The 10,792-nt window shown below is 76.6% G+C and carries 7 protein-coding genes; 3 read left to right on the top strand and 4 right to left on the bottom strand.

Annotated elements, in window-relative coordinates:
- Positions 1 to 202: 202 nt before the first annotated feature.
- Genes ACFVX6_RS35080 through ACFVX6_RS35070 form a run of 3 tightly spaced genes read right to left on the bottom strand, consistent with a single transcriptional unit; the run spans position 203 to position 2,483 of the window.
- Positions 203 to 1,066, bottom strand: a complete 864-nt coding sequence (locus ACFVX6_RS35080; protein WP_389698451.1) for a biotin-dependent carboxyltransferase family protein — start codon at positions 1,064 to 1,066, stop codon at positions 203 to 205.
- Complete coding sequence (locus tag ACFVX6_RS35075) at positions 1,063 to 1,686, bottom strand: allophanate hydrolase subunit 1 (RefSeq protein WP_389698449.1); 624 nt, start codon at positions 1,684 to 1,686, stop codon at positions 1,063 to 1,065. Before ACFVX6_RS35075 ends, ACFVX6_RS35080 begins: the two co-directional genes overlap by 4 nt.
- Positions 1,683 to 2,483, bottom strand: a complete 801-nt coding sequence (locus ACFVX6_RS35070) for a LamB/YcsF family protein (protein WP_389698447.1) — start codon at positions 2,481 to 2,483, stop codon at positions 1,683 to 1,685. Before ACFVX6_RS35070 ends, ACFVX6_RS35075 begins: the two co-directional genes overlap by 4 nt.
- 107 nt (positions 2,484 to 2,590) lie before the next feature.
- Here ACFVX6_RS35070 and ACFVX6_RS35065 point away from each other — a divergent pair, with 107 nt between their 5' ends.
- The 3 genes from ACFVX6_RS35065 to ACFVX6_RS35055 all read left to right on the top strand — a co-directional run bounded on the left by ACFVX6_RS35065 (position 2,591) and on the right by ACFVX6_RS35055 (position 10,228).
- Entirely contained in the window at positions 2,591 to 4,096 is a 1,506-nt protein-coding gene (locus tag ACFVX6_RS35065) for a hypothetical protein (protein WP_389698445.1), read from the top strand.
- Between the two features lie 376 nt (positions 4,097 to 4,472).
- The gene (locus ACFVX6_RS35060; protein WP_389698444.1) at positions 4,473 to 5,411 is read left to right on the top strand and encodes a hypothetical protein; all 939 of its coding nucleotides are present in this window, start codon (positions 4,473 to 4,475) and stop codon (positions 5,409 to 5,411) included.
- Between the two features lie 98 nt (positions 5,412 to 5,509).
- Positions 5,510 to 10,228, top strand: a complete 4,719-nt coding sequence (locus ACFVX6_RS35055; RefSeq protein ID WP_389698442.1) for a hypothetical protein — start codon at positions 5,510 to 5,512, stop codon at positions 10,226 to 10,228.
- 36 nt (positions 10,229 to 10,264) lie between these two features.
- On the opposite strand, the gene ACFVX6_RS35050 is transcribed toward ACFVX6_RS35055, so the two are convergent.
- Positions 10,265 to 10,741, bottom strand: a complete 477-nt coding sequence (locus ACFVX6_RS35050; RefSeq protein WP_389698440.1) for a hypothetical protein — start codon at positions 10,739 to 10,741, stop codon at positions 10,265 to 10,267.
- Positions 10,742 to 10,792 lie beyond the last annotated feature (51 nt).

Genomic DNA, 10,792 nt, shown 5'->3' with positions numbered 1-10,792 from the left:
GGGGTGTGGTCTTTCAGCCGTCTGGCATTTGAGGACCGGGGTCTGGGGCGGAGCCCCAGGGTCTTCCCGGGTCCGGGCAGCGCCCGGGGAACGGTGGAAGGGCGGGTAGGGGACGGCCCCGCGCAGCGGTCGCCACACCGCACGCCCGAGGCGCCGCCTCGCCACAGCCGGGCCCCGGGGGCACCCCGGGCGGCGACCCCCGTCAGAGCCGCACGAACCGCACCGGCACCCCCGGCCCCACCTGCGAAACCGCATCAAGCGCGGCCCCCGCCACAACCCCCACGACGGGATACCCCCCGGTCACGGGATGGTCGGCGAGGAACACCACCGGCTGCCCGTCCGGCGGCACCTGCACCGCCCCCAACACCATCCCCTCGCTCGGCAGCTCACCACCTCGCGCCCGAACCAGCGGCGGCCCCTCCGTACGCAGCCCGATCCGGTTCGAAGCGGCCGAGACCCGGTACGTCGCCCGCAGCAGCCGCTCCGTCACCGATTCCGCCGTGAACCAGTCGGCCCGCGGCCCCAGCCGCAGCGGAAGCACCAGTTCCGAGGGCGGACCCGGCGCAGCCAAACCATCCACCCCGGCCACCGGATCCGGACCCGGAGCGCCCACCGGCAGCAGCGCCCCCGCCGCCAGGACCGGCGGCCCGAGGCCCGACAGCAGATCGGTCGAGCGACTGCCCAGCACCGGCTCGACCGCGAACCCTCCCCGCACCGCCACGTAGCCGCGCACCCCCGACTCCGCCCGGCCCAACTCCAGCTCCGCCCCGGCGCGCAGCAGGACCGGGGCTCCCCAGGCCACCGGGCGCCCGCAGACCCGTACCGCACAAGGCGCCCCGGTCACCGCCACCGTCACCGGGCCGCCCACCGCCCGCAGTCCCACGCCGTCCAGGGTCGTCTCCAGGACGGCCGCCCAGGGCGGATTGCCCAGCAGCCGGTTCGCCAGCGCCCGCGCCCCCGTGTCGAGGGCCCCGGAGCGGGGAACGCCGAGGTGGGCGTACCCGGGCCGCCCCAGGTCCTGGACGGTGGTCAGCGCGCCCGCCCGTACGACCTCCAGGCCCCTCACGCCGACCCCTCCTCGGCGAACCGCACCCGTACCCCCGGCGCGAACAGGGCGGCCGGCTCGCGCGCCGGGTCCCACAGCACCGCGTCGGTGGACCCGATCAGCTGCCAGCCGCCGGGGGAGGAGCGCGGGTAGACCCCCGCGTACTCGCCCGCGAGGGCCAGCGAGCCCGCCGGTACCGCCGTACGGGGCGTCGCGCGCCGGGGCAGGTGGAGGCGGGCGGGCAGGCCCGTCAGGTAGCCGAAGCCCGGGGCGAACCCGCAGAAGGCCACCCGGAAGGTGATCGAGCCGACGATGCCGGGCACCTCCTCGGGCGACACCCCCCACAGCGCGGCCACCTCCGCGAGGTCCGGGCCGTCGTAGCGCACCGCGACCGTCACCGGGGGCGGCCCGTCGGCCGGCGCGAGCGGGGAGACCCGCCAACGGGCGATCCGGGCCGCGAGGGCGCGCGGCTCCCGTACCCCGTCCAGCAGGACGGTCCGGGCCGCCGGCACGATCTCCCGTACCCCGCCCAGCTCGCCCGCGTCCCGGCGGCGCAGCAGCTCCGCGTGGAGCGCGGCCACCTCCTCGGCGGAGTCCACCTCCAGCAGCAGCGCCCCGGCGCCGGCTTCCAGCGCCCTCACGCGAAGGCCTCCACCCGGACCCCGGCCTCACCGAGCGCCCCGCGCACGCGCAGGGCCAGGTCCGCGGCGCCGGGGGTGTCCCCGTGCAGGCACAGGGAGCGGGCGGCCACCGGGATCCGGGAACCGTCGGCGGCCGTCACGGCGTGTCCGGCGGCCATGTCCACCGCACGGGCCACCACCGCGTCCGGGTCGTGGACCACGGCGCCCGGCTCGCCGCGCGGTACGAGGGTGCCCGCGGGGGTGTAGGCGCGGTCGGCGAAGGCCTCCGGGACGGCCGGCAGCCCGGCCCGCCCGGCGGCGGCGAGCAGCAGGGAACCCGGCAGCCCGAGCACCGGGAGCCCGGCGGGACCGGCCGCGAGCAGCACGCCGGCCACCACGGCGGCGGCCTGGCCGGAGTCGTGCACGGTGCGGTTGTAGAGCGCGCCGTGCGGTTTCACGTACGACACCCGGGACCCGGCCGCCCGCGCGAAGACCTCCAGCGCCCCGATCTGGTAGGCCACCTCGTCGGCCAGCTCACCGGCCGGCACGTCCATGGAACGGCGGCCGAAGCCCGCCAGGTCCCGGTACGAGACCTGCGCGCCGATCCGTACCCCGCGCGCGGCCGCCAGCTCGCAGACGCGGCGCATGATGGACGGGTCGCCGGCGTGGAAGCCGCAGGCGACGTTGGCGCTCGTGACGACGGACAGCAGGGCCTCGTCATCGGTCAGCGTCCACCGCCCGAAGCCTTCGCCGAGGTCGGCGTTGAGATCGATCACGGGGGCGGCCGCCGGGGTGTCCGGCGTGATCATGGAAGCCATGCGGTGAGCGTAGAACAGGCCGCGGACCCTCGCGGGCGGCCGATCGGGAGGATCGGGCGAACCATCCCGTTTGGGATGTTGTCAGGGTCAGCGCCTAGTCTTTGCCCGTGACTCTCCCTGCCCCGGCGAAGACCCTTCCCTCCCCGGCGCCGGGCCCGGCCGCCGACGAGGGCCTGGCCCGGCGGCTGCGCGCGCTCGCCTGCACCGCCCCGCTCCACGACCTCGACGTCCGCAAGGCCAATCTGGCCGGCGAGTACGGGGTCTACGCGATGGCGGAGGTCGCGCTCGCCGCGATCGACCTGGTCACGCTCAACATGGACTTCGACACCGGCGCCGACCACGAGCAGATAGTGGCCCGCCTGCTGCCGCGCGTCGCCGCCCAGGCGCCGGCGCGCCCCGCGGCCGAGCACGAGCGGGTGGCCCGCTGGGTGCTGGAGAACCTCATCAACGTCGGCAGTGTCGACCGCGGATTCCGCGCGATCTACGGCACGTTCGGCCCGGACGGGGTGTACGTCCGCCGCGACTACGACTTCAAGCTGATCGAGGAAGTCCCCGGCTACGGCGGCGCGGTGTATCTGCGCACCACGGACGAGGCCGTCAACGTCCTGGTCGGCGCCCTCGACACGGACGTCACCAGCGCGCAGATCGCCGCCGAGGTCAAGCTGGAGGTCCTGATCAGCCGGGGCCGACTCGCCGACGCCCAACTCGCCGCCGAGCAGGCCCGCTACCGCACCGTCCAGTACGCCGAGACCCTGCGCCGCACGCTGGACGCGACCCGGCGCAACGTACGGGCGGTGGACTGGCTGGTCACCGTCCCCGACATGATCGCGGAAGCCCTCGACCACGTCGCCGACCGCTACCGCCACGAGAACGCGATCCTGACCAACATCCGCAAGGCCCGAGACGAGGCGGAGGAGCCGGACAACAAGCGGCGCGCCGCCGAGCTGGTCGACATCGTCAAGGACTGCATCCGCCGCCACACGCAGCTCCAGTCCCGACTGCTGGACGCGGGCCCGCTCTTCCGCGCCGAACAGGACCGCCAGGCCTTCGCGGCCCCCGCGCCGCGCTCCGGGATCGACCTGTACGGACAGCTCGTCGCCCCCGCGCTGCCGCTCCCGGTCGCCCAGGCCATCCGGGTCACGGACGCCTTCTTCGCGTCGGGCGCCGGGCTGCGCACCCCCGTCTCGGTGCGCGTCGCGGACCTGGTGGAGATCCTCCTCACCCCGCCGGTGGAGCGTGAGCACCTGGGTCTGGAAATGCCGGAGCCGGACCTGATCGCGACCCCGGACGACAGCCGCTTCAGCGAGGAGCAGCTCGCCGCCGCGATGACACTCCTCGAACTCCCGCACGACGCCCCGCGCCGCCTGTCCGGGCTCCTGGCGGAGGCCCGCCGCTCCGACCCCGACCTGCCCTACCTGGTCGCCCTGCTGGCCGTCCACGCGGCGAGCCCGGCGGTGGGCACGGCGTACCGGCAGGGCGAGGAGCGGCTCCTCTTCGCGGTCGACGACGGCACGGAACTCGACGACCCGGAATTCGGCGGCGCGGACCTCATCGTCGGCACCGCCCTCCTGGACGCGGCAGCCATGACGGCGGACCGCACGGAGGCAGCATGACCCCGCCGACCCCCCCCCACCCGCCCGCAGGCTTCGTCGCCGGGGCGGAGCCCCTGGTGACGCGGTCCCACCCGGGGGCGTGGGGGCTTGCCCCTGCTTTCGGGAAGGGGCGGGGTGGGGGAAGACTCCTTGCTGCCGGGCCTGCCGGGCCTGCCGGGCCTGCCGGGCCTGCCGGGCCTGCCGGGCCTGCCGGGCCTGCCGGGCCTGCCGGGCCTGCCGGGCCTGCCGGGCTAGCCGGGCCTGCCGGGCTAGCCGGGCTAGCCGGGCTAGCCGCAGCCCGGTCGGCGCACAGCGTGCCGCGAGCCGCCGTGCCGCACACCGCCAGTGCCCGTCCCACCCGCACGCACACCACCCGTACCACCGAGGAGACCCATCCGTGAGCGACCACCACGCCGAGCAGCACCCCGCGTGGAGCGAGCCCGACGCGCACGAGGCCTCGGCTCCGGTCCAGGCACACGCACAGGCACAGGCGCCGGCCCCGGCCCCGCAGGGAGCCGTCACCCCGGCGGACGCCGCGGACGCGGCCCGCCTCGTGGCGTTCGGGCTCCAGCCCAAGCTGCTGCCCGCCCGCGACGCGGAGTACGCCGAACTGCTGCGCCGCTACCGCGAGGACCCCGCCTTCGCCCGGCTCGCCGACGCCGTCGCGACCGGCCTCGGCCTCGTCGTCCTGGAGGTGTCCTCCCGCGCGGGCATGGCCGTGGCCGCCGGCGAGGACTCCGTCTTCGCCGTCCGCATGGGCGACTACGCCCGCCGCACCACCGCCGACTCCGCGGACCGCTTCCTGCACGGCCTCGCCCACCTCGCCGTCGCCGCCCTGGCCTTCCCCCGCCCCGAGGACCTCGCCGACGACGGCTACATCGGCCGGATCACCGTCAACGGCGTCGACGCCTTCGTCCGGCAGACCTGCCGCCGCCTGGAGGAGCGCGCCGAGGAACTCGGCGAGAACACCGACCCGGCCTCCGACGCCCCCGGCCTGGAGGCCGCCTGGCGGGTCTACGCCCGCCGCAGCGCGACCGGCGCCACCAAGGACGCCCGCCGCCTGGCCGGTTCCACCACCGGCATCGTCGGCAAGGCCGCCGCCTTCCTCACCGACTCCGGCTTCCTCCAGCGCACCGGGGACGAGGCCGGAGGCACGTACCGCACCACCCCCCGCTACCAGCTCCAGGTCCGCGACATGGCGGGCAGCGCGGCCATGGCCGAGCTCCTCGACCTGGGCGTCGTCCCCGTCAGCGACGGCTCCGCCAGCCTGCTGCCGCCGCCCGACGGCGACGACCTCGAACTCGCCGCCGACGCGGGCCTGCCCTTCCACGCCTGAGCAGGCCGGCCACCCGCCACCCGGCCACCGGCCAACCGGCACCGGCCCCCGCCACCCGTCCCCGTACGACCTACGAAAGACCACGAGAGTCCGCCGCCATGTACGAGCTGTCCCGGATCCGCCTCTACTCCATCGGGCCCGCCGGCGCGCGCTACGCCGACACCGTGCTCGACCTGCGCGGAGTCGGCGAGCCGGTGCCCCACCCGGCACCCACCCAGGCGGAGTTCTTCGAGGACGAGCCCACCGGCCCGCCGCGCCGCCCCGCGCCCGCCGGAGTGCTCTTCCTGGAGAACGGCGGCGGCAAGTCGGTCCTGCTCAAGCTGATCTTCTCGGTGATGCTGCCCGGCCACCGCAACACCCTCGGCGGCGCCAGCTCCGGCGTCCTGCGCAAGTTCCTGCTGGCCGACGACTGCGGCCACGTGGCACTGGAATGGCAGCACACCCAGACCGGCGAATGCGTGGTCGTCGGCAAGGTCAGCGAATGGCGCGGCCGCCAAGTCTCCAACGACCCGCGCAAGTTCGCGGAGGCCTGGTACTCCTTCCGCCCCGGCCCGGGCCTCAGCCTGGACAACCTCCCGGTGGCCGAGGCCACTTCGGTGCGCCCGCCCGTGGAAGGCGCCTCCGGCGCCCAGGGGCGACGCCGCACCATGAAGGGCTTCCGCGACGCCCTGACCGAAGCCGGCAAGGCGTACCCGCACCTCGAGGTGTACTTCGAGGAGATCCACGACCGCTGGAACGAGCACCTCACCGAGCTCGGCCTCGACCCCGAACTCTTCCGCTACCAGCGCGAGATGAACGCCGACGAGGGCGAGGCCGCCGGCCTCTTCGCGGTCAAGAAGGACTCCGACTTCACCGACCTGCTGCTGCGCGCCGTCACCGACACCCGCGACACCGACGGCCTCGCCGACCTCGTCCACGGCTTCGGCAACAAGCTCGGCCGCCGCGCCGAGCTGATGGCCGAACGGGAGTTCACCGCAGGCTCGGTGGACCTCCTCACCAAGATCGTCGAGGCCGCCGCGGCCCGTTCCCGGCTGCGCGACGTCCACGCCGGCGCCGAACGCCGTACGCGGACCCTCGCCCGGCGCCTGTCCGCCCGCGCCGGCGAGGAGCGCGGCCGCGCCGCCGACCTCGCGCAGCGCGTCACCGGCGCCGCCCACCAGGTCACCGCCGCCGAATCCGCGCGCGCCCGCAGCGCCGCCGTCTCCGCCGAACTCGCCTACCGGCACGCCTCGCTGGCCCTGACCGTCGCGGACAAGGCCGCCGCCGCGCAGCGCCGCGAGCTCCTCGAAGCCCGCACCCTGCACTCCGCCTGGCAGGCCGCCGAGCACGTCCTGCGCCACCGCTCCGCCGCCGACCGCTCCGCCCGGGTCGCCGCCGCGATCCTGGAGGCCGAGCGGGACGCGGCCCCGGCGCTCGCCGCCCGGGCCACCGCCGCCACCGAGCTCGTACGGGCCCTGCACGCCGCCGCCGAGCAGGGCGAGCGGGCCGCCAACGAGGAGGAGGAGCGCTCCGCCGTCCTCCAGGAGACCGGCGAGGCCTCGCACCGCGCGGCCACCGCCGCAGCCACGGCCGCCCAGCGGGCCCGCAGCGAGGCCGAGCACCTGCGCGCCCGCCTCGCCGAGGTCCAGCAGGAGACCGCCGAGGCCGTCCGGGCCGGCTGGCTCGACGACTCCGCCCCCGACGCCGACCCGGCGCGCGCCGCCCTGGCCGCCGCCGATGCGGAGAAGACGGCCGTGGCCGCCTGGGACGAGTCCCGCGACGCCGCCCGCGCAGCCGCCGAGGCCGCCCGCGAGGCCTCCGCTGCGGAATCCCGCGCGGAACTCACCGCCGCCCGTGCGGCGGACGCCGCCGACGCCGCCGAGGCCGCCCACGACGCCGAGCACCGGGCCGCCGCCTCCCTCGCCGGGGCCCCGCGCCTGGCCGCCCTCCTGGGAGCCCCGTCGGCCCCCGGCACCGCGGACGCCTCCCCGCGCACCGGCGCTGGTACCCCGGCCGACGGAGCCGGGACCGACGCCGCGGGCTCGTCCGCAGCCCCGCAGGACCCCGCCACGGGCACCGCGCCGGGAGCGCCCCGGAACGCCGCCACCGCCGGCTGGCTCACCGTCGAGGACCTCGACCGGGGCGCCGACGAGCTGCGCGACCTGCTGACCCGCGCAGTGGCGACCGCCGAACGCCAGCTCTTCGACCTGCGCACCGCCGCCGCCGACGACTCCCGCATCCTCGGCGCCCTCGGCGACGGCGGCCTGCTGCCGCCCGGCCCCGACGTCCTCGCCACCGTCGAGTTCCTCGGCGAGCACGGCATCCCGGCCCTCCCCGGCTGGCGCTACCTCGCCCAGTCCGTGGACCCGGCCGACCACGCCGCGGTCCTCGCCGCCCGCCCCGAACTCGTCGACGGCGTGGTCATCACCGACCCCGACACCCACTCCCGGGCCCGCGAGGTCCTCTCCGGCGCCGCCCTGCTGCCCCGTTCCACCGTCGCCGTCGGCACCGCCGCGGCCCTGCTGGCGCCGGTCCCTCCGGCCGGTGACGCCGACGGGTCCGGCATCTACGGCATTTTCATCGTTACGCCGAACCCGGCCATGCACGACGAGCACGCCGCCGACGAGGAGCGCCAGGCGCTGCGCGCCCGGGCCACCGCCCGCGACACCGAGATCCGCGAGCTCGCCGCCCGCCTGTCCGGCGACCGAGAGCTCGCGGCCCGGCTGCTGTCCTGGCGCACCGGCTGCCCGCCCGGCCGCCTCGCCGAACTCGCGGAGCAGGCCGCCGCCGCCCGCGGCTTCGCCGAGGAGACCGACGCCGAGCTCGCGGAGGCCCGTACCGTACGCGCCGAGGCCGACGAGGCCGCCGCCGACGCCGCCCGCGTCCGCGACGAGCGCCAGGACACCGCCCAGCGCGCCCGCCGGGTCGCGGACGCCCTCGCCGGCCTCGCCTACCGGCTCCGCGAACGCGCCGGCTGGCAGACCAAGCTGCGCGAACTCGCCGACGACGCCGCCGAGTCCGAGGCCCGCGCCGAGGTCTGCCTCGACCGGGCCCGGGCCGCCGACGAGGACCGCCGCGCCGCCCAGCGCGCCGCCGACGACGCCCGGCGCACCGCCCGCGCCCTGCGCGCCGAGCGCGCCGAGATCGCCGGAGCCCCCGATCCGCTGCCCGAGGGCGACGGCACGGCCAAGGCGCCGCTCCCGGCGCTGCGCGAGGCCTACCGCGCAGCCTCCCAGCTCTACGAGAAGGTCGGCGTCGGCGCCGACCTGCGCTCCGAACAGGCCCGAGCCGAGAGCGACGAGAGCGTGGCCCTCGCCGAACTCGACCGCCTCACCAACAAGGTTCGTACCCGCGCCGCCCAGCTCCTCGAAGGCACCGACGGAGCCGACGGCCCGTCCCGGCAGGCCGCGGCCGCGCGCGCCGAAGCCCTCGTACAGATGCTGGAGACCCGCGCCTCCACCGCGAGCGAGCAGCTCGGCCGGCTGCGCGGCGAGGCCGAACGGCACGCCCCCGCCGAGGGCGAGGCCCACACCGAGCTGCCCGAGGAGCTGATCCCCGACAACGTCGAGGAGGCCCAGGCCAGGCTCCGCACCGCCACCGCCCAACTCGCCGCCCACACCGGCGCCGTGGAGTCCGCCCGCGCGGCCCACGCCGACCTGCTGCGCGCCCACCGCACCGCCGAGGAGGGCGCGGGCGGCTTCGACGAGACCGCGGCCATGCTCCGCGACCTCCTGCGGGACCACACCCACCAGGAGGACGAGCAGGAGCCGGTGGCCCACCCGGGCAGCCTGGAGGAGGCCCGCCAGTCGGCCACCGAGGCCCGCCGCTCGCTACGGGGCTGCGCCGCCGACCTGTCGGCCGCCGAGGCCGCCGTCCGCGAGGCGAGCGACATCCTGGTCCGGCACGCCAACGCCAACCGCTACGAGCAGGTACGCACCCCCGCGCGCCAGCAGATCCGCGAACTGCCCGCATCCGCCCTGCCCGAGCACGCGGCGGCCTGGGCCGTCGCCTTCGCCCCCCGGCTGCGCGTCCTCACCGACGAGCTGGCGCAGCTGGAGCGCAACCGGGACAGCATCGTGGACCGGCTGCGCGGCCTCGTGGAGTCGGCCCTGGCCACCCTGCGCTCCGCCCAGCGGCTCTCCCAGCTCCCCGAGGGCCTGGGGGAGTGGTCGGGCCAGGAGTTCCTGCGCATCCGCTTCGAGGAGCCCGACCAGGCCACCCTCACCGAGCGGCTCGGAGAGGTCATCGACGAGGCGACCCGCGCCGCCGTGAAGAAGAACAGCACCGCCTCCTTCGGCGAGGGCCGCCGCGACGGCATGTCGCTGCTGCTGCACGGGGTTTCGGCGGCCCTGGAACCCAAGGGCATCGCGGTGGAGATCCTCAAGCCCGACGCGGTGCTCCGCGCCGAGCGGGTCCCGGTGGGCCAGATGGGCGACGTCTTCTCCGGCGGCCAGCTGCTCACCGCCGCGATCGCGCTGTACTGCACGATGGCGGCCCTGCGCAGCAACGACCGGGGCCGCGACAAGCACCGGCACGCGGGCACGCTCTTCCTCGACAACCCGATCGGGCGCGCGAACGCCACGTACCTGCTGGAACTCCAGCGGGCCGTCTCGGACGCGCTCGGCGTCCAGCTGCTGTACACCACGGGCCTGTTCGACACCACGGCCCTCGCCGAGTTCCCGCTGGTCATCCGGCTGCGCAACGACGCCGACCTGCGCGCGGGGCTGAAGTACATCAGCGTCGAGGAGCACCTGCGCCCGGGCCTGCCCCAGCAGTTCGCGGACGGAGAGACGATCCACGGCGAGATCACGGCGACCCGCATGTACCGCCGGAGCTAGGGTGTCTGGCCGATCAGGCCGGGCTCGCGGCGTGCCTCAGCCCCGCCCGGTGCCCGTCGGCGGCGGCCAGATGCCGGTCGCCTCGCCGCGCCCGGGTACGCGGGGCGGCAGCGGAGGCGCCGAGCGGGCCTCCCGGCGGGCCCTGCGGCGCTCGCGCCGCCGGCCCCGGGCCGTGCTGCTGGGCTCCGAGAGCACTCCGTAGCGCTGGTTCCACGTCTGCCGGGTGATCATCACGTCGAGCACGCCCCACGTGGCCACGACCACCCCCGCTATCCCGCACAGCGACAGCGGAAGGGCCAGCCAGGAGCCGGTGACCGTCAGGAAGAAGGCGATCGTCGCGTCCGTCAGCGTCACGGCGACGATCAGCACCGCCCGCACGGCGGACCTCCGCACCGGGTCCGGCATGCGCCGCCGTCCCGCCGGCTGGTCCACCCACAGGATCCGCCCCCGCTGCGCCCCGGGCCCCGCGCCGTCGGCGCCGTTGCCGCCGTGGTCCTCGTACCTCTTCGCCATGGTCGGTTCCCTCCCCTCCTCGCGGCCGCTCATGCCCGCCCCGAACAGGTA

The sequence above is a fragment of the Streptomyces sp. NPDC058289 genome (genome assembly GCF_042880975.1).
In the GTDB taxonomy this organism is placed as follows: domain Bacteria; phylum Actinomycetota; class Actinomycetes; order Streptomycetales; family Streptomycetaceae; genus Streptomyces; species Streptomyces stoeckheimensis.
This window is presented reverse-complemented; position numbering and strand designations above follow the sequence as displayed.

Coding starts and splice junctions, on each gene's coding strand:
- ACFVX6_RS35055 (WP_389698442.1), top strand. CDS start 5,510: ATGTACGAGCTGTCCCGGATCCGCCTCTACTCCATCGGGCCCGCCGGC.
- ACFVX6_RS35070 (WP_389698447.1), bottom strand. CDS start 2,483: ATGGCTTCCATGATCACGCCGGACACCCCGGCGGCCGCCCCCGTGATC.
- ACFVX6_RS35050 (WP_389698440.1), bottom strand. CDS start 10,741: ATGGCGAAGAGGTACGAGGACCACGGCGGCAACGGCGCCGACGGCGCG.